Below are 20,076 nucleotides of genomic sequence, written 5' to 3'. Positions count from 1 at the left end.
CGGAAATTGGGCAGTTTTGCGTCTGCTCGGCACACAGCGCTTCCGGCGAGCAGTCGCGTAGGTACCCCATTTCGGGCAATTCGGGGTACCAGGGCGTCTGCTCGCGGGTGTGGCGGGGTGCCTCGCGGTCGGGCTACTCGCCGCGATTCAGCTCAAAAACCGCCTCTGAGCACCCGATTTGGAGCATGCCCAAGGCTCCCGGTAACCTTGAATTCACCAACGCGGGGTGGAGCAGCTCGGTAGCTCGCTGGGCTCATAACCCAGAGGTCGCAGGTTCGAATCCTGTCCCCGCTACTAGGTAGAACGGCCCTCGGAGATTCCTCCGGGGGCCGTTCTCATATCGTCGGTGAACCGATGTGTGACGATTCGCCTTACCAAGGCGGACGGACATGCTCAGCTCGTCGCGGGCAGACCAATCCTGGTGCGGCCCAGAGCCGTCAGCTCGCCGGTGACTGCTTAGCCTGCCTGCGCAGGCGCTCCCGACGCACCAGCACCCACGGTTGGCGAAGCTCCTGTTCGCGGCGCTCAGCCTCGGACGCCAGGATCTGTTGGTAACGCTGCAGGAGTTGATCCCGCGTCAGCCCGAATTCGGACAGCACCTCCTCGGCGGGCGGGCCGCCGTATGGCGCCCAGCTGCGCATGAAGGTGACGATGTCGTGTGAGAAGCGATCCGCGATGCCTCCGTCCGGCATATCAGGATCTGCCCTTCTTCTTGTTGTAGATGTCGAAGCCGACCGCGGCCAGCAGCACCAGCCCCTTGATGACCTGCTGCACGTCGCTGCCGATCCCGATCAGCGACATCCCGTTGTTCAATACGCCGAGGACGAAGCCGCCGATGATGGCGCCGAACACGGTTCCCACCCCGCCGTTGGCCGAAGCGCCACCGATGAACGCCGCGGCGATGGCCTCCAGCTCCATCCCGATGCCGGCCTGTGGCGTCGCGGAGTTGAGCCGCGCCGCGAAGAGTAGGCCGGCCAGCGCCGAGAGCAGCCCCATGTTGACGAAGACCAGGAATGTGACCCGGTTGGCCTTCACCCCGGACAGCCGCGCCGCCGCCACGTTGCCGCCGACGGCGTAGACCTGACGCCCGAACACGGTGCTGCGCATGACGAACGCGTAGATGACGAACGCCACGGCCAGGATGATGCCGACGACCGGCACGCCCCGATAGCTCGCGAGCAGCAGGGTGAAGACGGCGAGGGCAGCGACGATCGCCGTGCATTTGAGACCGAACCAGCCGACCGGGGTCACGTCGAATCCGTAGCGGGACTGGGTTCGTCGCTGTCGGACCTGCTGCCAGATGGCCGCCGTCATGACGAGCACGCCGAGAATGACCGTGGGCCAATGGTAGAGACTGGCGGCGCCGAGCTCGGGCAGGAACCCGCTGCTGACCTGACTGAAGCTGTGCGGGAACGGTGCGATCGACTGCCCTTCCAGCAGATACTGGGTCGCGCCGCGGAACACCAGCATGCCCGCCAGCGTCACGATGAACGACGGAATGCCGACGTAGGCGATCCAGAAGCCCTGCCATGCACCGATCAGCGCACCCAGGAGCAGGCAGGCCGTGACGGCGAGGGGCCACGACATGTCGTGGCGGATCATCAGCACCGCGGACATGGCGCCGACGAATCCGGCGATCGAGCCGACGGACAGGTCGATGTGACCGGAGATGATGACGATGACCATCCCGATCGCCAGCACCAGGATGTAGCCGTTCTGCTGGACGATGTTGGTGACGTTGAGTGGTTTGAGCAGGATCCCGCTGGTCCAGACCTGGAACAGGATGACGATCACGGCGAGCGCGACCACCATGCCGTACTGCCTGACATTGCCGCGCAGGGCGGTCCTGAGTCGCGAGGTGTAGGAGTTCGACGGTGGCGGAGCGGGTGCGCTCGGCGCCGTGTCCAGCGTCGGGGTGGTCGTCATGGGGTCGGTCCCTTCATCATGTGACGCATCAACGTCTCCTGGGTCGCCTCCGCGCGGGACACCTCACCGGTGAGACGCCCCTCGTTGAGGGTGTAGACGCGATCGCACAAGCCGATCAGCTCGGGCAGTTCGGAGGAGATCACGATCACGGCTTTGCCCTGGGCGGCAAGGGAATTGATGATCGCGTAGATTTCATACTTGGCGCCGACGTCGATGCCGCGGGTCGGCTCGTCGAGGATCAGGACATCCGGGTCGGCGAAGATCCACTTGCTCAGCACGACTTTCTGCTGATTGCCGCCCGAGAGATTGCCGGTGGTCGCCCGCACCGAGGGCGCCTTGATCCGCATGTCTTTGCGGAATCGTTCGGCGACGACGGTCTCGTCGTGCTCGTTGATGGTCGCGAGCCGGCTCACCTTCGGCAGCGCGGCCAGCGTGACGCTGCGCGCGATGTCGTCCATCAGATTGAGCCCGTATTGTTTGCGGTCTTCGGTGGCGTACGCGATGCGATGGGAGATGGCCTCCGATACGGTGCGGGTCCGGATCTCTTTGCCGTCCTTGAACACCGACCCGCCCGCATACTTGCCGTAGCTGCGGCCGAACACGCTCATCGCCAGTTCGGTGCGGCCGGCGCCCATCAGGCCGGCCAGGCCGACGACCTCGCCGCGCCGCACATTGAGCGACACTCCATCGACGACCTTGCGCTGTTGATCGAGGGGATGGAAGACCGTCCAGTTCTCGATCGCGAACGTGACATCTCCGATGGGGTGTGGTTCCCGCTCGGGGAAGCGGTCCACCATGTCGCGGCCGACCATGCCGCGGATGATGTGCTCCTCGGTCAGTGTGGGCTCGATCGGCCGGGTCTCGATGGTCCGGCCGTCCCGCAGAATCGTGACGGTATCGGCCACCCGCATCACCTCATTGAGCTTGTGCGAGATGATGATGCAGGTCAGGCCCTGCCTTCTGAGCTCGGCGATCAGGTCGAGGAGATGCCGGCTGTCCTCGTCGTTCAACGCCGCGGTGGGTTCGTCGAGGATGAGCAGCTTCACCTGCTTGGACAGGGCCTTCGCGATCTCCACCAGTTGCTGCTTGCCGACGCCGATGTCGCAGATCCGGGTGCGTGGGCTCTCGCGCAACCCCACCCTGTCGAGCAGCTGCTGGGCGTGCGTCATGGTCTCGTGCCAGCTGATCACTCCGGCCGACGCGTGTTCGTTGCCGAGGAAGATGTTCTCGGCGATGGACAGCACCGGTACCAGTGCGAGCTCCTGGTGGATGATGCCGATGCCGCGGCGTTCGCTGGACCGGATGTCCTTGAAATCGCAGGGCTGGCCGTCGAATACGATCTCACCGTGGTAGCTGCCGCGGGGGTAGATCCCGCTGAGCACCTTCATCAGCGTCGATTTTCCCGCGCCGTTCTCGCCGCAGATGGCGTGGATCTCACCCCGCCGTACCGAGAGGTTGACTTCGCTCAACGCCGTGACGTTGCCGAACTGCTTGGTGATTCCCCGCATCTGGAGAATCGACCCGGTCGCCGTCACGCCAGCTGCGCCGGGGTGTAGTAGCCGGAGTCGACGAGGGCCTTCTGGTAATTGGTCTTGTCGACACTGACCGGATTGAGCAGGAATGCCGGCACCACCTTCACGCCGTTGTCGTAGGTGGTGGTGTCGTTGACCTCGGGTGTCCCGTCTTTGAGCAGTGAATCGGCCATCTGGACAGCGGATTTCGCAAGCTCACGGGTGTCCTTGAACACGGTCTGGGTCTGCTCGCCGGCGATGATCGACTTCACCGAGGCCAGCTCGGCGTCCTGGCCGGTGACGACCGGCAGCGGATTGGCCGCCGTACCGTAGCCGACACTCTTCAACGCCGAGATGATGCCGAGCGACATGCCGTCATAGGGGGACAGAACCGCGTCCACCCGGCCGCTCGTGTAGGCCTTACTCAGCAGATTGTCCATCCGCGACTGGGCGAGTCCGCCGTCCCAGCGCAGTGTGGCGATCTGGTCGAAGGAGGTCTGGCCGCTCTTGACGACCAGCTTGCCGCTGTCGATGTAGGGCCGCAGGACGCTCATCGCGCCGTCGAAGAAGAACGTCGCGTTGTTGTCGTCGGGGGAGCCGGCGAACAGTTCGATGTTGAACGGCCCCTTGCCCGATGCGAGCCCGAGCTTGTCGACGATGTAGCTCGCCTGCAGCACACCGACCTTGAAGTTGTCGAAAGTCGCGTAGTAGTTGACGTTTCCGGTTCCGCGGATCAGCCGGTCGTAGCTGACGACGGGGATGTGGGCATCGGCCGCGCGTTGCAGGGTCTGGGTCAGCGACGAGCCGTCGATCGGGGCGATGACGAGAACCTTGACGCCCTTGGTGATCATGTTCTCGATCTGGGACACCTGGTTCTGCACGACGTCGTCCCCGTACTGCAGATCGGTGTCGTACCCGAGTGACTGGAACTGCTTGGCCATGTTGTCGCCGTCGGCGACCCAGCGTTCCGAGGACTTGGTCGGCATCGCGATGCCGACCGTGCCCGTGGGTTGCCCGCCGCTGTCGGTTGCCTCGGTGGTGGTCGAGCGTCCGCACCCGGCGCTGGTGATCGCCGCCAGCGTGGCGAGTACGCCCACGACTCGAACAAAGCTCTTGCGCATGATTCCTCCGGTTGGATTGCTTCGCATCGCGGTCGCCTGTCCGAGTTATGCGAGCCGGTTGATGTGAGCGCTAACATCGATGATCTTGTGACGGCCATCACGCCCGTGTCAAGGGCTCGCACACCACGAATGTTGAGTGCTGACAACTGATTGACAGGTCCGGAATGTGAGCGTTAACATTCGGGCTGTGTAACGGCGGTCACACCACGTCCGCACGTGCTCTCGCCGCCTGCCGAAGGTAGCTGCGGGTGACGGCAGACCCCGGAGAACGGGGCTGTCGAGACGTCGTTCGGCCCGACCGCGCAGAGCCGGATCCCTGATCGGCAGCGACTAATGATGAGGAAGCCCCCGATGAGTAGCCAAGCCCAGCCCGCGACACCGAAGCCCGTGATGGCCGACGTCGCCCGGCTGGCCGGGGTCAGCCACCAGACCGTGTCGCGGGTGATCAATGGCTCTCTGCAGATCCGGCCGGCCACCAAGGCCAGGGTCGAGCGGGCCATCGAGCAGCTCGGGTACCGTCCCAACACCGCGGCGCGCGCCCTGGTGACCCGGCGATCGGGCATCATCGGCATCGTCGGCACAAACAGCGCCTTGTACGGACCGTCGAGCATCGAGCGTTCGGTCCAGGAGGCCGCCCGCGCGGCGGGCTATTTCTCCAGCCTGGTGCCGCTCGCCGAGGTGACCATCGAGACGCTCCGGGACGCACTGGATCATCTGGCCCGGCAGTCGGTCGAGGCCATCGTCATGATCGCCGCGCAGGAGGAGGCTCTCGACGTCGCGCACTCGGTGGATGCCGGGTCGCCGCTGATCGTCGTCGAGGGAGATCTGTCGGGCCGGGGACTCAGTGTCGGCGTAGACCAGATCGACGGTGCCCGCCAAGCTACCCGCCACCTCATCGATCTCGGCCATCGCGTTATCGACCATGTTGCGGGACCGTCGAACTGGACCGAGGCCAAGGGGAGACTGGCCGGCTACGAAGAGACGATGCGCGCCGCCGGGCTGACTCCCCGGGTGTCGTTCGAGGGCGATTGGACCCCGGCCTGCGGCTACCGGATCGGCCGCGAACTGGCGCGGCGGGGGGAGTCGACGGCGCTGTTCGTCGCCAACGACCAGATGGCCATCGGTGTGCTGCACGCGTTCGCCGAGGCCGGGATCTCGGTGCCGCGCGACGTCAGCGTCGTCGGATTCGACGACATCCCCGAGGCGGGCTACCTCAATCCGGCACTGACCACGGTCCGCCAGGACTTCCATGCGGTCGGCCGGGGTGCGATCGACCTTGTCATGGCGACCCTGGACGGCGTGAGCGTCGATGTGCCGCTCCTCGGGCCGGAACTCATCATCCGGGACAGCACCCAACGGTACGAGGAGACCACGTGAGCGATGAGAAGTACACGGTCGGAGTCGATTTCGGGACGCTGTCCGGCCGGGCGCTGGTGGTCCGGGTCAGCGACGGCCACGAGCTCGCCAGTGCCGAACACGCCTATCCGCACGGGGTCATCACCGATGCGTTACCGGGTAGCGCGGTGCGGCTTCGGCCACAGTGGGCGCTACAGGTCCCTGCCGATTATGTCGACGTTCTGCGTTCCGCGGTGCCGCGGGCGGTGGCGGCTGCTGGCATCGACCCCTCCGACGTGATCGGGATCGGCACCGACTTCACCGCCTGCACGATGGTGCCGGTACGCGGCGACGGGACGCCGTTGTGTGAACTCGATGAGTTCGCCGGCCGGCCGCACGCCTACGTCAAACTGTGGCGGCACCATTCCCCCCAGCCGCAGGCCGACCGAATCAATGCCGTTGCGGCCCAACGCGGTGAACCCTGGCTGCCGCGCTACGGCGGGCTGATCTCCAGCGAATGGGAGTTCGCCAAGGCGCTCGAGATCCTCGACGAGGACCCGGCGGTGTACCAGGCGATGGATCACTTCGTCGAGGCCGCCGACTGGATCGTGTGGCGACTGTGCGGCCGGTACGTGCGCAACGCCTGCAGCGCCGGGTACAAGGGCATCAGGCAGGACGGCCGGTATCCGTCGCGGGAGTTTCTCGCCGAGGTGCGGCCCGGTTTCGCCGACTTCGTCACCGAGAAGCTCGACCATCCGGTCGGCCAACTCGGGCAGCGGGCCGGGGTGCTCACCGCCGAGGCCGCGCGGTGGACCGGGCTGCCCGCGGGCATCCCCGTCGCCGTCGGCAATGTCGACGCGCACGTGACCGTCGCGGCGGCCAACGCGCTGCAGCTGGGGCGGCTGGTCGCGATCATGGGGACATCGACCTGCCACGTGATGAATTCCGATGTGCTACGGGATGTCCCGGGGATGTGCGGCGTGGTCGACGGCGGGATCAGTGCGGGCAGCTGGGGATATGAGGCCGGACAGTCGGGGGTGGGCGACATCTTCGGCTGGTTCGTCGACAACTGTGTCCCGGAGAGCTTCCAGGTGCAGGCGCGTCGTCGCGGTGTGTCGCTGCACAGCCATCTCACCGAGCTCGCGAGCCGCCAACGGGTCGGTCAACACGGCCTGGTCGCGTTGGACTGGCACAGCGGAAACCGTTCGGTGCTGGTCGATCACGAGCTGTCCGGGGTGATGATCGGGCAGACCCTGGAGACCACCTGCGTCGACATGTACCGGGCGCTGCTGGAGGCGACCGCCTTCGGGACCCGGATGATCGTGGAGACGTTCGTCAGCAGCGGTGTTCCGGTGGCCGAGTTGGTGGTGGCAGGCGGGCTGCTGAAGAACGACCTGCTGATGCAGATCTACGCCGATGCCGTCGGGTTACCGCTGTCGATCGTGCCCTCCGCGCAGGCGCCCGCGCTGGGCTCGGCGATCCACGCGGCCACCGCGGCGGGCGCGTTCGGCGACGTCGGCGCGGCCGCCGGGCAGATGGGCAGGCGAACCTGTGACGCCTACACACCGATTCCCGAGAACGCCGCGGCGTATGACCGGCTCTACCGCGAGTACGTCGCGGCCTACGACTGGTTCGGGCGCGGCAACGACATGATGCGGCGACTGCGCCGGATCGGAACCCGAGAGGCCGTTGGAGTCCCGTCATGACCATCACGTCCGACACTGACCGCGTCATCGCGCAACTGCGCCAAGAGGTCTGCGATCTGCACGCCCAGCTGACCCACTACGAGCTGGTCATCTGGACCGCGGGCAACGTCTCGGCCCGGGTGCCCGGCCGCGACCTGATGGTGATCAAACCCTCAGGGGCCGACTATGACTCGCTGACGGCCGCCGATATGGTGGTCTGCGACCTCGCGGGAAACCTGGTCGACGGAAGGCTGTCACCGTCGTCGGATACCGCAGCGCACGCCTATGTGTACCGGCACATGCCCGAGGTCGGTGGCGTGGTGCACACCCACTCCACCTACGCGACCGCCTGGGCGGCCCGGGGGGAACCCATACCGTGCGTGCTCACGATGATCGCCGACGAGTTCGGCGGTGACATCCCGGTGGGGCCGTTCGCTCTCATCGGCGACGATTCCATCGGCCGCGGCATCGTCGAGACCCTCAAGGGCAGCCGATCGCGTGCCGTGCTCATGCGCAGCCACGGACCGTTCACGATCGGCCGGACGGCGCGCGAAGCGGTCAAGGCCGCGGTGATGGTCGAAGACGTGGCGCGCACGGTCCACATCAGCAGACAACTCGGTGTCGCCCCGCCCATCGACGCCGACGACGTCTCGGCGCTGTTCGACCGCTATCAGAACGTATACGGCCAGAACGGCCGACGCCCCGAACCTTTCCAGGAGGACCAGCGATGATCGCGTCCCACCTCGTCACCGGCCAGGTGTGGCTGATCACCGGGAGCCAGTCCTTGTACGGGCCCGACATCCTGGACCAGGTGGCCGCCCAGTCCCGCCGGATCGCCGAACTGCTCGACGGCGGTACCGAGATCCCCGTCGAGGTCCGCTGGGTACCGGTCGTCACCGAGCCCGACCAGATCGCGCGGGTGTTCGCCGACGCCAACGCGGCCGAGGACTGCATCGGCGTCATCACCTGGATGCACACGTTCTCGCCGGCCAAGATGTGGATTCGCGGGCTCAAGATCCTCCGCAAACCGCTGCTGCACCTGCACACCCAGTTCGGTGTCGAATTGCCCTGGCACAGCATCGACATGGACTTCATGAACCTCAACCAGGCCGCCCACGGTGACCGCGAGTTCGGCTACATCCAGTCGCGGCTGTCACACCCACGCAAGACCATCGCCGGGCATGTCGGTGCGCCGGAGACCCGTCGCAGGATCGGTTCATGGGTCCGGGCAGCGCTCGGCACCGCCGAGCTGTCGACGCTGAAGGTCGCCCGATTCGGCGACAACATGCGCGGTGTCGCGGTCACCGAGGGCGACAAGGTCGAGGCCGAAGCCCATTTCGGGGCGTCGGTCAACACCTACGGCGTCAACGACCTGGTGGACGTCGTCGAGCAGGTCCGGCCCGCCGAGGTGGACAAGCTGGTCCGGGAATACGAGCACACCTACCAGGTCGCCGAAGTGTTGCGTCACGGTGGTGACCGGCACGCGTCGCTGCGCGACGGAGCCAAGATCGAATTGGGTATGCGGAAGTTTCTGCAAGACGGTGGATTCCACGCCTTCACCACGAACTTCGAAGATCTCGGCGGGTTGCGTCAACTGCCGGGGCTGGCGGTGCAGCGACTGATGGCCGATGGCTACGGGTTCGGCGGTGAGGGCGACTGGAAGACCGCGATCCTGCTGCGCACGGTGAAGGTGATGGCCGAAGGGCTGGCGGGCGGTACCTCCTTCATGGAGGACTACACCTACGATCTGACGCCGGGGCGCGAGCGGATCCTGGGTGCGCACATGCTGGAGGTCTGCCCGAGTATCGCGGGCGCGACCCCCGCGCTGGAAGTGCATCCGCTGTCGATCGGCGATCGCGAGGATCCGGTCCGGTTGCGGTTCACCGCGGCCCCCGCGGACGCGGTCGTCATCGGCATCTGCGATATGGGATCACGTTTCCGGCTGGTGGCCAATGAGGTTCGGGTGGTCGAACCGACCGCGGCACTCCCGAACCTTCCCGTCGCGTGCGCGGTGTGGGAACCACTGCCGACCTGGTCCACCTCCGTCGAGGCGTGGCTGATGGCCGGCGCGCCGCACCATACCGTGCTGACGACGGCCATCGGGTCACAGACCATCGCCGACTTCGCCGCGATGACCGACACCGAGCTGCTGGTGATCGACGCCGCCACCACGGTGCGGGATTTCGAACACGAGCTCAGGTGGAACGACGTGTATCACCGTGTCGCCGCGGGGCTCTGACCGGAGGGGGAGTCGATGATCGCGGCCCGCCTGCACGGCATCGGGGATCTGCGGATCGCCACCGAACCCGGCCCGGGCGAGGCCCCACCGGGCTGGTCGCTGTTGGCCGTGACATCGGTCGGTATCTGCGGCTCGGACCTGCACTGGTTCACCGACGGCGGTATCGGCGAGAACCGCATCGAACATCCGGTTGTGCCCGGACATGAGTTCGCCGCCGTCGCGGTCACCGGGCCGCACGCCGGGCGCCGGGTGGCCGTCGATCCCGCGATCGCGTGCCGGTCCTGCGAGATGTGCCGGAACGGGTACCACAATCTCTGCCCGGCAGTGCAATTCGCCGGCCACGGAACACTGGACGGCGCGCTGCGGGAACACCTGCTGTGGCCCGACCACCTTTTGCACCCGCTTCCGGACCAGGTCAGCGACGACGGCGGCGCGCTGCTGGAACCGCTCGGTGTGGCCATTCACGCCGTCGGGGTCAGCCACCTGCGTCCCGGCGCCGACCTTCTGGTGGTCGGCGCCGGCCCGATCGGCGTGCTCACCGCGCAGGTGGCGCGGCGGTGCGGGGCGCGCCGGGTCTTCGTCACCGAACCGCTCGAGCACCGCAGGGCCACCGCGCTTCGCGCCGGCGCGGACGAGGTCTTCGAATCCGGATGCGGGGCCGAAGCGACGCTCGCCGCGACGGGCGGCCGCGGTGCCGACGTCGTGATCGAAGCGGCGGGCACCGACGCCGCGATCGGGACCGCGGTGGCGGCCGTGCGGCCGGGTGGCCGCGTCGCACTGTGCGGCATACCGGCACAGGACACGTCGTCGTTCCCGGCCGCCGCGGCCCGGCGTAAAGGCCTGACCTTCGCGATGGTGCGCCGGATGAACGACACCTACCCGCGGGCGATCGAACTGGCCTCCGGCGGTGGTGTCGATCTGGATCTGCTGGTCACCGAACGCCACCCACTCACCGCGGCCGACAAGGCGTTCCACTCGGCCGCGCAGCGTCGCGGGGACAAGGTGGTAGTGGCGGTATCGACCAGCTGAGCGTGCTCATCGGCCGAGCACGCGGCATTCGAAGACCGGGTTACCTGGAACGGTGAACCACAGGCCCCGGTTCACCGTGCTTATACGCGTGTCCATGATCAAAACGCGACCGGCAGGTGCGCAGTCAGCAGGGTGTCGATGACCCACGAACTGATGTACGCGGCGTTGTCGTCCAGTCCGTACCCCACACCGGCGCCGTGGCGTGTCCTCACGAAGACAGCCTTCTTCATCGGCCTGATCGGGACCATCGGCGGCAGCCTGGCCTATGCGGTCGTCGTGGCTCCGGTGCTGGCCGGTTACCCTCGGGACCGCCCGTTCTGTCGCCGGGTAGCCGGCATGGTGTTGGCCGGTATCGGCACCGAGTTCCTGGTGGCCCTGTACTTTCAGCTCGCCGGTGTGGTCGCCAGGAAGACGCCGATGCCCTTCGGCGATGCGGTGGCCCCCGCCCAGATCTGGGCCTACCTCACCGCGCCGGCCAAGAGCGGTCAGTGGATCTCGACGGGGTGGCAGACCGCATTGCAGTACGGTCTGTGGGCGGTGGCCGCACTGACGCTCGTGGCGTTGTGGGCGCCGCGGTGCCGCCCGACTGTCGGTGCGCTTTCCGGAGTTTCGGCCGGTATGGCGATGGCGGCCTGGCTGGTGACGGCGATACCGACCAACCTGGCGACGACAACGCCCGACAGCGTGGCCGACGGGCTGTTCGAACACCTGCACGTGGTGGCGGTTTCGGCGTGGGCCGGCGGGATTGCGGTATTGACGGCGCTCGCCCTGACGACCCGCCGACGGCTGACACCGGCGGCCGGCGGGATGTGGGCGCGGCTGTGGACCCGGTTCAGCAAGATCGCGCTGATCGCGGTGGGATGTGTGTTGGTCAGCGGGGCGTGGCTGTCCTGGAAGCGGCTGGGAGGACCCATCGAACTGCTCACCACCACCTTTGGCCGCGTTCTGCTGATCAAGGTCACGCTGGTCGCGACGATGATCGCGGTCGGCGGCATTCACGAGTTCGTGCTCATGCCGCGGATTGGGCGGGCCCGGGCGGCAGGGGACGACGGATCGGTCTTCCGGTTGGCCGTCCGGGTCTATCCGAAATGGACTGCGTTGGAGTCGGTTCTGGCGTTCGCGGTGCTGGCAGCCCTCGCGTTCCTGACCGGTTCGGGGCGGATGGAGGCCGGTGACCTGCCCGACCCGATCGCCGGCCCGACCGTCCTCGCCATCGGTGCCGCCTGGGCGGCCGTCCTCGCGGTCTCACTGTTCACGACGTCGCGGGTGTCTGAGCGCTTGGCTGGGAGGCGGCCCGAAGTAGCCGAGACGAGTTTCTGATTCTCCGCTTGACGCGGCCCGCCAGCGTGTAGGTTATTCCCATTTGGAAGTAATTGTCCGCTTGTGCCAGGAAGGTGGGCACGAATTGCGACAGATGCCCCTGTCCCACAACACGTTTCTGGAAGGACTTCGTCATGCCTGCACCCACTGATGCCGAGTACTTCGACCTCGGCGACTGCACTCTCCAGAGCGGCTTGACGTTGCGCAACGCAACCCTGGCGTACAAGACCTACGGCGCGCTGAATGCGAACAAGACCAATGTCATCGTCTACCCGACCTGGTATTCGGGGTGGCACACCGACAACGAATGGCTGATCGGTACCGACAAAGCCCTCAACCCCGACGAGTGGTTCATCATCGTGCCCAACATGCTCGGCAACGGGCTGTCGTCCTCCCCGTCGAACACTCCGGCGCCCTACGATCGGGCCCGCTTTCCCGCCGTGACGTTCTACGACCAGGTGGAGGCACAGCACAAACTCGTGACCGAGGAGTTCGGCATCTCGACGATCGCGCTCGTCACCGGATGGTCGATGGGTGCGGGGCAGACCTACCAGTGGGCGGTGAGCCACCCTGAAATGGTGCAACGCGCGGCACCCTTCTGCGGGTCGAGTATCACCGCGCCGCACAACAAGGTGTTCCTCGAGTCGTTGATCTTCGCGCTCACCGCCGACGCAGTGTGGGCGGACGGTGACTACGCCCCGGACAGGCTCCCGGTCAAAGGGTTACGTGCGTTTGCTCGGGTCTACTCGGGATGGGGGTACTCGCAGGCCTTCTATTGGCAGGAAGCCTGGCGCGAACTCGGATACGCCTCGTTCGATGACTTTCTCTACGGGTTCTGGGAGGAATTCTTCCGCGACGGGCGTGACCCCAACAACCTGATCACCATGCTGCGGACGTGGCACAGCGGAAACGTCGGCAACACACCAGGGTTCGGTGGGGATGTGGAGAAAGCGCTGGCTTCGATCAAGTGTCCGTTGTTGGCGATGCCCGCCGAAAAGGATCTCTACTTTCCGCCCGAGGACGAGCAGTGGGCGAGCCAGTTCATCCCGCACGGCGAGGTACGGGTCATCCCCGGGATCTGGGGGCATTTCGCGGGCGGCGGGAAGAACCCGGCAGACACCGACTTCATCGATGCGGGAATCCGGGAGCTGTTGTCCACGGCGGGCTATTCGCCCGCCTGAGGCGCGGCGCTACCGGCCGCCGGCAGTGCCGATCCTGATCGGCCGGGCAAAGGTATTCTCGTGGCTGCCGTCGACCACGCAAACGGCTGCCGCCTGTTGCCATTTCGCGTAGTGGGGCGTCGGCCTACCGTGATGCAGGAGTTCCCGTGGTGGTCGTCGCGGGCCGCGACTACGGTGGCGGGTCGTCGCGCGACTGGGCGGCCAAGGGTCCGGCGCTACTGGGGGTGCGGGCCGTCATCGCGCAGTCCTTCGAACGCATTCACCGGTCGAACCTGGTTGCGATGGGGGTGATTCCGATCGAGACCACGGCCGGTCCCGATGACATCGCGCCCACCGGTGCCGAGGAAATCACCATCACCGGACTGGATGCGCTGAACTCCGGTGACACGCCATCGCGGGTGACGATTCACAGTGCCGGGAATGAGTTCATCGGCCGCGTCCGCCTCGACACCCGGCGCGAGGCGGACTATATCCGCCACGGCGGAGTGATGCCGTATGTGCTGCGGCACCTGATCGACGGTGCGCGGGATCGGCGATAGGACAGCTAAGTAGCGACGCTACGCAAAAGATGGTAGCAATGCTAGGTGGCATCGTCGAGAGATCGCATTGTGGCCGCCGCGCGGCGTCTGTTGGAACGCGGTGGCCGCGAGGCCGTGACCACCAGGGCGGTCGGCGCGGAGGCCGGTGTCAGCGAACCGACGATCTACCGCTACTTCGGGGACAAGGGCGGGCTGCTCGATGCGGTCGCCGAGCATGGCTTCGCCGAATGCCTGCGCCTCAAACCCGAGGTGCCCCAGGACGGCGATCCCGTCGACGACCTCCGTGCGGGCTGGGATCAGCACGTCGACATCGGGCTTGCCCATCCGGCTCTGTACGCACTCATGCATGGTGATCCGCGGCCGGCGACCGAGGTCCCGGCAGCAGCAGCGGCGTTCGAGGTGCTGCACGATCGCATCCATCGGATCGCCGAGGCGGGTCGGCTGACCGTCAGCGAGGAACGGGCGGCCCAACTCGTCCACGCCGTCGGTTCCGGCATCACGTTCGCCTTGATCGCGATGCCGCCACAGGCGCGGGATCGCACGCTGTCGTGGGTGGCGCGCGAAGCCCTGCTGGCGGCGATCACCACCGACACTCCCGCCGCGGCGGAACCCGGGCCGCAGGCCGCCGCCGTCGCGTTGCGCGCACTGCTGCCCAGGACTTCTGCGCTCACTGTCACCGAGAGCGCCCTGATGGCCGACTGGCTCGACCGCATCGCCGCGGCCGGGCCGCCCACGTGAAAGGAACGCCTATGGCACAACCACTTCCAGCCGACCTGCTCGACCTGCTGCGCAAGCCCAGCCCGTGCTTCGTCGCGACGCTGATGCCCGACGGTTCGCCGCAACTCACCGAGACGTGGGTGCATACCGACGGCGAGCATGTCCTGCTCAATATCGTCGAGGGGATGCAGAAGGCCAGGAACCTCGCCCGCGATCCGCGGATCGCGGTCAATATCGTCGACCCCGACAATGTCCTGCGGTTCTACGCGGTCCGGGGCCGCGTCACCTCCATGACCGCCGAGGGTGGCAGGGAGAGCATCGACGAGATCGCCCACAAGTACACCGGGGCGCCCTACGCGGACTACACCGGCGGAACCCAAAACCGCATCATCGTCACCATCGAGGCCGACAAGGTCACCCCGCCGTTCCGGGGTTGACCGGCCAGTTCGGGCCCACCTCCACTAAGCTACTACTAGTAAGTTACTTCTGGTAGCTTGGTGGTGTGTCCAGCACCGACCCGAGCCCGCGGCGCCGCCTGTCCAAGCAGGAGCGCCGCACCCAACTCCTGGGTGTGGCACGGGATCTGATCCGCGAGGCGGGCACCGAAGAATTCACCCTCGGGCGTCTCGCCGAGCGGGCCGGGGTGACCAAGCCGTTGGTCTACGACCACTTCGGCGATAAGGCCGGGGTTCTCGTCGAGCTGTACCGCGAATTCGAGGAGCGTCAGCGCGCGACGCTCGACGCCGCACTGGAGGGCGCCGACCGCGAGCTGCCGTCCGTCACGCGCGTTGTCGCCGGGGCATACATCGACTGCTGTGTCGCCGAAGGGCGGGAGCTGGCCGATGTGGTCGCCGCGCTCGCCGGCTCGCCCGCATTGAGCCGGCTGCGCCAGGAGGCCGAGGATGCCTACCTGGTCAAGTGTCGCAAGGCGCTGGCACCGTTCTCCGGTCCGATCGATGCGGCCGGTCTGCGCGCGATCATCGGCGCCGGCGACGCCCTGGCCCGGGACGCGCTCACCGGCCGGGTCAGTGCCGCTGAAGCCCGTAATACCTTGGCCCGCGTCATCGCGGCCATCGCCACCGACGACCGACACGACAAGAAACGCAGGTGATTTGATGATGTTCACGCATCCGCCGAAGCCGGGCACCGCGCTGTGGCTGTACGCGCATCCGCGCCGGGGCTCATTGAACGAGCGCCTGTTCCGGGACGGCGCATCCGCACTGTCGCAGAGCTATGAGGTGCTGACCTCCGATCTGCACGCCCAGCAGTTCGATCCCGTGCTGGGTGAGCGTGATCTGGGGGAGTTCGCCGGCAGCCCCGGCAACATCGTCGAGCAGACCGGCGACGTGTACTCACGGGGTCAACTGCCCGCCGATGTGCAGGCCGAACAGGCCAAACTGGCTGCGGCGCAGCTGCTCGTCGTGCAGTTCCCGCTGTGGTGGTACGGACCGCCGGCGATCCTGAAGGGCTGGTTCGACCGGGTGCTGACGAACGGATTCGCCTACGGCGACGTCGATCCCGAGCTCGGGTTGCCCCGACGCTACGGTGATGGCCACCTGGTCGGGCGCAAGGCGCTCATCGTGGTGACAGCGGGGGAGGACGCGCGCTCCATCGGCCCGCGCGGAATCAGCGGCGACATCGACTCCCTGCTCTTCCCTCTCGTTCACGGCACGCTCTGGTACGTCGGAATCGAGGTACTCGACCTTCATGTGGTCCACGACGCCGACGGGTTGGGGGCCGACGGTATCGACCGGGAGGTCCAGCGACTGCAGGACCGGCTGCGGACCATCGACACCGAGTCGGCCAAACCGTTCCGGCGGTTGCGCGACGGCGACTACCACGGCACCCGTGCGCTGCGCGAGGACCTGCACCCCGGCCGCACCGACCTCGGGATCCACCTGGCCGACTGCGGATGAGCCGGTGAGCCCGAAATCGAGAGCCGTCCTGCGACAGAGAGATTGAGACCGATGACCGACATCCCTTGGCTCGACCGACCCACCCTGGCGGAGGACCTCCTGCTTGTCCTGTTCCAGCCGAACGGCGGCCTGCGGTCCGGCACCGGCACCATCGCCGGGGAGAACATCCTCTTCTACGTGCTCGCCGGCGCGGTACTCGCCGATCTGGGACTGGGCGGGCATGTCGACACCACTGCCGGCACCGCCGGGACGAAAGTGCACGCCATCGAGGACAAGCCGCCATCGGATCGGATGCTCCGCTCCGCCTGGGAGTACGTCGCCGAGAAGCCCCGCGGAGTGCAGACTTTTCTTGCCGCGATCGGACCGTCCCTGCGGAGTCCGGTGCTGGACCGCCTCGTCGAGCGCGGCGACATCCGGCGCCGAAAGCGCAAGGCGCTCGGCCTGTTCAACACCACCGTGCTGGAGGACGGCGGCAGTGGGCGCCGGGAGCATCTGCTCGCCGAGGTCCGCGCTGCGCTCGTCGACAATATCGAGCCGACGCCCCGGGTCGCCGCACTCACCGCGTTGATCTCGGGAAGCGGGACGCTCCCGCAGTTCCACAAGGAGATCCCGTGGACCAGTGCCGTGATCACTCGCGCGAAGGAACTGGAGCAGGGTAACTGGGGTGCCGGGGCGGCCGCAGAGGCCGTCGCGCGTACCGTCACCGCGACCATCGTCAACAACGTCGTCATCGCGACGGCCGTCGTGCCCCGAACCTGAGGTCCCACAGGCGAATGTGAGACCGGGTATTCGGTCAGGCTTCGCGGGACGGCCGGCCGAGCACACGGCGTTCGAAGACGAGGCTCCATGCGGTGTCCATCGCGATGGCGATGGCGCCGACCAGGACGGCGTCGTCGCCGAGTTGGCCTCCGACGATGTCGGGGACCTTCGGGATGGTCGCGGTGAGTTCCCGCCGCATCGGTCCGGCGAGCAGGTCGACATTGCGTCCGATGCCGCCGGCGAGCACGATCAGTCCGGGGTCGAGCACGGCGGTCACCACCGACACCACATGCGCCAGTTTCGACGCCTCGCCCGCCACGACGCCCACCGCCCGCCGATCGCCCGCGCGGGCCAGGTCGAACACCGCCTTGGCCGTGGTGACGTCCAACCCGGCGTCGCGGGCCATTGCGACCACCGCCTGCCCGGCCGCGACCACCTCCACCGGGCCGGGCCGGTGCGTCGTTACGCCGGAGGGAACCGTGCCATAGGGAAGGTCGGCGATCTCGCCCGCGGCGCCGTGCGCACCGCGAAACAACTGCCCGCCCACCACAATTCCCATACCGATCCCGGTGCCGACGGTCAGGCACGCCACCACGTCGACGCCACGCGCCGCGCCCTGGGCGTATTCGCCGACCGCGCACAGGTTGGCATCGTTTTCGACCAGCACCTCCGAGCCATCGGCACCGAGCGTCGACACCAGCTCATGCAGCAGGCCGCGGCGTTCCCACCCGGGCAGGTTCGGTGCGCGGGACATGGTGCCCGCGGCGTTGTCGGGGATCCCCGGGGTTCCGAGGACGGTCACCACGATGTCGTCGGGCGCCAGGCCGGCCTCGGTCACGACCCGACGAACCGACTCCGCGACGCTGCGCAGCAGCATGGAGCCGGACCGGCTGCGATTCGGCTGTTCGAACCGCGCGACGACGGTGCCATCGAGGTCGGCGACCGCCGCGTGGAGCACACGTCTGCCGATGTCGACGCCGACGATATGACCCGCGTCCGGCGAGGCCCGGTAGATGACCGCGGCCCGGCCGGGCCGCGGCGCGCTTCGCCCGATCGCACGCACCAGACCGTGCTGCTCCAGATCCAGGAGTGCTTGTCCCACTGTTGGTTTGGATAGCCCGGCGTCGGCGGCGATCTGCGGCCGAGTGGCTTCCCCGTGATGTCGGAGCCGGTCAAGGACCAGCCGTTGGTTCAGCGCACGCATGCTGGCCGGCGTCCCGACCTGAGGTGCAACCTGCCCAGCCAACGCGCATCCCTTCGTCCTGATCGCAGAAAGCCTACGACCGCACTCTTCCACACTCGTCCGAAATATGTTAAGAAACTTTCCTAACAAAGCAAGGAGGTACGTCATGAGCGCGTCCACCCCGCAGCCCACACTCGAGCGCCGCATCGGCCCGCTGCAGGCGACGGCGATCAACATGACGCAGATGTGCGGCATCGGCCCCTTCGTCACGATCCCGGCGATGGTCGCGACGATCGGTGGGCCCGAGGCCATGTTCGGCTGGATCGTCGGCGCGGTCCTGGCCCTCGCCGACGGTCTTATCTGGGCCGAGCTCGGCGCCGCCATGCCCGGCGCCGGCGGCACCTACCTCTACCTGCGGGAGGCATTCCAGTACCGCACCGGGCGGTTGATGCCGTTCCTGTTCGTCTGGAGCGCCGTGCTGTTCATCCCGCTCATCATGTCCACCGGAATCATCGGACTCGTCCAATACCTGGGCTATCTGGTCCCGGGGGTGACCAGCGAATCGGGAAACACCCCGCTGGGCAAGATCATCGGCGTGGGTATCGTGGCACTCATCACGGTGGCGTTGTTCCGCCGGATCGGCCAGATCGGCAAGCTGACCACCGCGTTGTTCATCGTCATGCTCGTCGCGACCCTCTCCACGATCATCGCCGCCTTCACCCACTTCGACGGTGCGCAGGCGTTCGCCTTCACACCGGGAGCCTTCGGGGGCCATGGCACCTTCTGGGCCGGCCTCGGCGCGGGTCTGGTGATCGCCGTGTACGACTACCTCGGGTACAACACCACCGCCTACCTCGGCGCCGAGGTGCGCAACCCCGGCCGGACCATTCCCCGGTCCATCGTGATCTCGATTCTCGGCATCATGAGCCTGTACTTCCTGCTGCAGGTCGGAGTGCTCGGCTCGATCCCGCTCGACGAGATCAAGACCGCGACCTCGGTCGCGTCGACCGTGCTGGCACAGGCGTGGGGTTCGACGGTCGCGCAGGTGATCACCGTGCTCATCGTGATCGCGGCGATCGGCTCGGTGTTCGCCGGCCTGCTCGGCGGGTCCCGGGTGCCCTATGAGGCGGCCCGCGACAAGGTGTTCCTCCCGGTGTTCGCACGGCTGCACCCGACCCTGCATCTGCCGACCGCGGGCGTGCTCACCATGGGTGCCATCACGATCGTCGGCTCACTGTTCACGCTGACCACGATCATCAACGCCGCGGTGGCGACGATGGTCATCATCCAATCCCTGGCCCAGGTGGCGGCGATCGTCGTGCTGCGCCGCAGGCAACCGAATCTGCCCCGGCCGTATCGGCAGTGGCTCTACCCGGTCCCGACGGTCGTCGCCCTGGCCGGCTGGGTGTATGTGTACGTATCAGCGGCGTGGTCGTCGATTGTGTTGTCGCTGTGCTGGATCGCCCTCGGTGTCGTCGTCTACCTGGGCTACGCGAAGAAGGAACGCACCTGGCCGTTCGGGCCCAAGGAGATCAACGAGGCCTTCGCCGGCGCTGCGACATCCCAGGACTCCACCCGAACCGCGCACCATTAGCGTCGCCCACCCGCCGCCCGA

Annotated in this window: 19 protein-coding genes and 1 tRNA gene; 15 read left to right on the top strand and 5 right to left on the bottom strand. The window is 67.1% G+C overall.

Annotated elements, in window-relative coordinates:
• Positions 1–220 precede the first annotated feature (220 nt).
• Positions 221–294, top strand: a tRNA-Met gene (locus ACWDTP_RS00740).
• 143 nt (positions 295–437) lie between these two features.
• Here the strand turns inward: ACWDTP_RS00740 and ACWDTP_RS00735 are convergent.
• Genes ACWDTP_RS00735 through chvE form a run of 4 tightly spaced genes read right to left on the bottom strand, consistent with a single transcriptional unit; the run spans position 438 to position 4,585 of the window.
• On the bottom strand, positions 438–692 hold the full coding sequence (locus ACWDTP_RS00735; protein ID WP_450015555.1) for a hypothetical protein: 255 nt from the start codon (positions 690–692) through the stop codon (positions 438–440).
• A gap of 1 nt (position 693) precedes the next feature.
• On the bottom strand, positions 694–1,926 hold the full coding sequence (mmsB, locus tag ACWDTP_RS00730; protein WP_450015553.1) for a multiple monosaccharide ABC transporter permease: 1,233 nt from the start codon (positions 1,924–1,926) through the stop codon (positions 694–696).
• Positions 1,923–3,434: a multiple monosaccharide ABC transporter ATP-binding protein gene (gene mmsA / locus ACWDTP_RS00725; protein WP_450015552.1), complete on the bottom strand. Its 1,512-nt coding sequence runs from the start codon at positions 3,432–3,434 to the stop codon at positions 1,923–1,925. Before mmsA ends, mmsB begins: the two co-directional genes overlap by 4 nt.
• 23 nt (positions 3,435–3,457) lie before the next feature.
• A complete protein-coding gene (gene chvE / locus ACWDTP_RS00720; protein WP_450015550.1) occupies positions 3,458–4,585 on the bottom strand; it encodes a multiple monosaccharide ABC transporter substrate-binding protein in 1,128 nt (375 codons plus the stop codon).
• A gap of 324 nt (positions 4,586–4,909) precedes the next feature.
• On the opposite strand from chvE, the gene ACWDTP_RS00715 reads away from it, so the two are divergent.
• The 13 genes from ACWDTP_RS00715 to ACWDTP_RS00655 all read left to right on the top strand — a co-directional run bounded on the left by ACWDTP_RS00715 (position 4,910) and on the right by ACWDTP_RS00655 (position 17,278).
• Positions 4,910–5,935 carry a LacI family DNA-binding transcriptional regulator gene (locus ACWDTP_RS00715; RefSeq protein WP_450015548.1) on the top strand — a complete coding sequence of 342 codons (1,026 nt, stop codon included), beginning with the start codon at positions 4,910–4,912 and terminating at the stop codon, positions 5,933–5,935.
• On the top strand, positions 5,932–7,599 hold the full coding sequence (gene araB / locus ACWDTP_RS00710; RefSeq protein WP_450015546.1) for a ribulokinase: 1,668 nt from the start codon (positions 5,932–5,934) through the stop codon (positions 7,597–7,599). Before ACWDTP_RS00715 ends, araB begins: the two co-directional genes overlap by 4 nt.
• The gene (locus ACWDTP_RS00705) at positions 7,596–8,309 is read left to right on the top strand and encodes an L-ribulose-5-phosphate 4-epimerase (protein WP_450015544.1); all 714 of its coding nucleotides are present in this window, start codon (positions 7,596–7,598) and stop codon (positions 8,307–8,309) included. The genes araB and ACWDTP_RS00705 overlap by 4 nt, the downstream gene beginning before the upstream one ends.
• Entirely contained in the window at positions 8,306–9,817 is a 1,512-nt protein-coding gene (araA, locus tag ACWDTP_RS00700) for an L-arabinose isomerase (protein WP_450015542.1), read from the top strand. The genes ACWDTP_RS00705 and araA overlap by 4 nt, the downstream gene beginning before the upstream one ends.
• 15 nt (positions 9,818–9,832) lie before the next feature.
• Entirely contained in the window at positions 9,833–10,846 is a 1,014-nt protein-coding gene (locus ACWDTP_RS00695; protein WP_450015540.1) for a zinc-dependent alcohol dehydrogenase, read from the top strand.
• Between the two features lie 138 nt (positions 10,847–10,984).
• A complete protein-coding gene (locus ACWDTP_RS00690; protein ID WP_450015539.1) occupies positions 10,985–12,166 on the top strand; it encodes a copper resistance D family protein in 1,182 nt (393 codons plus the stop codon).
• Between the two features lie 134 nt (positions 12,167–12,300).
• A complete protein-coding gene (locus ACWDTP_RS00685) occupies positions 12,301–13,347 on the top strand; it encodes an alpha/beta fold hydrolase (protein WP_450015537.1) in 1,047 nt (348 codons plus the stop codon).
• A gap of 86 nt (positions 13,348–13,433) precedes the next feature.
• Positions 13,434–13,886, top strand: a complete 453-nt coding sequence (locus ACWDTP_RS00680) for a hypothetical protein (protein WP_450015563.1) — start codon at positions 13,434–13,436, stop codon at positions 13,884–13,886.
• A 45-nt stretch (positions 13,887–13,931) separates the two neighbouring features.
• Positions 13,932–14,624, top strand: coding sequence for a TetR/AcrR family transcriptional regulator (locus ACWDTP_RS00675; protein ID WP_450015535.1), 693 nt, complete (start codon positions 13,932–13,934; stop codon positions 14,622–14,624).
• Positions 14,625–14,635: 11 nt separating this feature from the next.
• On the top strand, positions 14,636–15,040 hold the full coding sequence (locus tag ACWDTP_RS00670; protein WP_450015534.1) for a PPOX class F420-dependent oxidoreductase: 405 nt from the start codon (positions 14,636–14,638) through the stop codon (positions 15,038–15,040).
• A gap of 65 nt (positions 15,041–15,105) precedes the next feature.
• The gene (locus tag ACWDTP_RS00665; protein WP_450015532.1) at positions 15,106–15,714 is read left to right on the top strand and encodes a TetR/AcrR family transcriptional regulator; all 609 of its coding nucleotides are present in this window, start codon (positions 15,106–15,108) and stop codon (positions 15,712–15,714) included.
• 4 nt (positions 15,715–15,718) lie between these two features.
• Positions 15,719–16,519: an NAD(P)H-dependent oxidoreductase gene (locus ACWDTP_RS00660; RefSeq protein ID WP_450015530.1), complete on the top strand. Its 801-nt coding sequence runs from the start codon at positions 15,719–15,721 to the stop codon at positions 16,517–16,519.
• Positions 16,520–16,570: 51 nt separating this feature from the next.
• Positions 16,571–17,278: a GOLPH3/VPS74 family protein gene (locus ACWDTP_RS00655; protein ID WP_450015528.1), complete on the top strand. Its 708-nt coding sequence runs from the start codon at positions 16,571–16,573 to the stop codon at positions 17,276–17,278.
• Between the two features lie 34 nt (positions 17,279–17,312).
• Here ACWDTP_RS00655 and ACWDTP_RS00650 read toward each other — a convergent pair whose 3' ends face one another.
• Positions 17,313–18,482: an ROK family protein gene (locus ACWDTP_RS00650; RefSeq protein ID WP_450015561.1), complete on the bottom strand. Its 1,170-nt coding sequence runs from the start codon at positions 18,480–18,482 to the stop codon at positions 17,313–17,315.
• Positions 18,483–18,627: 145 nt separating this feature from the next.
• Between ACWDTP_RS00650 and ACWDTP_RS00645 the strand changes: the two genes are divergently transcribed.
• Positions 18,628–20,055: an APC family permease gene (locus ACWDTP_RS00645; protein WP_450015526.1), complete on the top strand. Its 1,428-nt coding sequence runs from the start codon at positions 18,628–18,630 to the stop codon at positions 20,053–20,055.
• Positions 20,056–20,076 lie beyond the last annotated feature (21 nt).

It is taken from the genome of Mycobacterium sp. NPDC003449 (assembly GCF_053588415.1).
The sequence above is the reverse complement of the archived record's forward strand: the minus strand, read 5'-3'. Positions and strand labels throughout refer to the sequence as shown.

What these genes read in the sequence shown, in the direction of transcription:
- ACWDTP_RS00735 (WP_450015555.1), bottom strand. Translation starts at nt 692, where the DNA reads ATGCCGGACGGAGGCATCGCGGATCGCTTCTCACACGACATCGTCACC.
- mmsB (WP_450015553.1), bottom strand. Translation starts at nt 1,926, where the DNA reads ATGACGACCACCCCGACGCTGGACACGGCGCCGAGCGCACCCGCTCCG.
- mmsA (WP_450015552.1), bottom strand. Translation starts at nt 3,434, where the DNA reads ATGCGGGGAATCACCAAGCAGTTCGGCAACGTCACGGCGTTGAGCGAA.
- chvE (WP_450015550.1), bottom strand. Translation starts at nt 4,585, where the DNA reads ATGCGAAGCAATCCAACCGGAGGAATCATGCGCAAGAGCTTTGTTCGA.
- ACWDTP_RS00715 (WP_450015548.1), top strand. Translation starts at nt 4,910, where the DNA reads ATGAGTAGCCAAGCCCAGCCCGCGACACCGAAGCCCGTGATGGCCGAC.
- ACWDTP_RS00705 (WP_450015544.1), top strand. Translation starts at nt 7,596, where the DNA reads ATGACCATCACGTCCGACACTGACCGCGTCATCGCGCAACTGCGCCAA.
- araA (WP_450015542.1), top strand. Translation starts at nt 8,306, where the DNA reads ATGATCGCGTCCCACCTCGTCACCGGCCAGGTGTGGCTGATCACCGGG.
- ACWDTP_RS00695 (WP_450015540.1), top strand. Translation starts at nt 9,833, where the DNA reads ATGATCGCGGCCCGCCTGCACGGCATCGGGGATCTGCGGATCGCCACC.
- ACWDTP_RS00690 (WP_450015539.1), top strand. Translation starts at nt 10,985, where the DNA reads ATGACCCACGAACTGATGTACGCGGCGTTGTCGTCCAGTCCGTACCCC.
- ACWDTP_RS00685 (WP_450015537.1), top strand. Translation starts at nt 12,301, where the DNA reads ATGCCTGCACCCACTGATGCCGAGTACTTCGACCTCGGCGACTGCACT.
- ACWDTP_RS00670 (WP_450015534.1), top strand. Translation starts at nt 14,636, where the DNA reads ATGGCACAACCACTTCCAGCCGACCTGCTCGACCTGCTGCGCAAGCCC.
- ACWDTP_RS00660 (WP_450015530.1), top strand. Translation starts at nt 15,719, where the DNA reads ATGATGTTCACGCATCCGCCGAAGCCGGGCACCGCGCTGTGGCTGTAC.
- ACWDTP_RS00655 (WP_450015528.1), top strand. Translation starts at nt 16,571, where the DNA reads ATGACCGACATCCCTTGGCTCGACCGACCCACCCTGGCGGAGGACCTC.
- ACWDTP_RS00650 (WP_450015561.1), bottom strand. Translation starts at nt 18,482, where the DNA reads ATGCGTGCGCTGAACCAACGGCTGGTCCTTGACCGGCTCCGACATCAC.
- ACWDTP_RS00645 (WP_450015526.1), top strand. Translation starts at nt 18,628, where the DNA reads ATGAGCGCGTCCACCCCGCAGCCCACACTCGAGCGCCGCATCGGCCCG.